At 72.6% G+C, this 470-nt stretch carries 1 protein-coding gene; it reads right to left on the bottom strand.

Annotated features, from left to right (window positions below):
• Nucleotides 1-470, bottom strand: a 470-nt coding sequence (locus FQ705_RS00040; RefSeq protein WP_144137434.1) for an ATP-binding cassette domain-containing protein, incomplete at both ends; no start/stop codon positions are given.

The following is a 470-nucleotide window of genomic DNA, read 5'->3' as shown; positions in this document are numbered from 1 at the left end:
ATGGCCGGCTGCTCCACCAGCACGCGCGTGATCTGCACCAGTTGCTGCTCGGCCACGCTCAGTTCGCCGATCAGTCGATCGGGCGGCAAGCTCACGCCGAAATGCGCATCGAGCGCGTCGAGCGCCGCGCGCCGCATCCGGCGCCGGTCTAGAAGGCGCAGCGAGCCGGCCGCGCGCGGCCCGAAGGCCGGTTCGCGGCCCAGCCACAGCGCCTCGGCCACCGTCAGCGTCGGTGCCAGCAGGCGTTCCTGGTGGATGAAGCCGATCCCGGCCGCGCCGCGTCGCGCGAGCCCGTCCACCTCGATGCTTCCCGCGTCGGCCTCATGGATGCCGGCCAGGATCTTGATCAGGGTGGACTTGCCCGCGCCGTTCTGGCCGATCAGGCCATGCACGGTGCCGCGCGGCACCGTCAGCGAGGCGCCGCGCATGGCCGGCACGCCGTCGAAACGCTTGACCATGCCGCGCTGCGC

The sequence above is a fragment of the Paraburkholderia sp. BCC1884 genome (genome assembly GCF_900996225.1).
Classification (GTDB): domain Bacteria; phylum Pseudomonadota; class Gammaproteobacteria; order Burkholderiales; family Burkholderiaceae; genus Paraburkholderia.
This window is presented reverse-complemented; position numbering and strand designations above follow the sequence as displayed.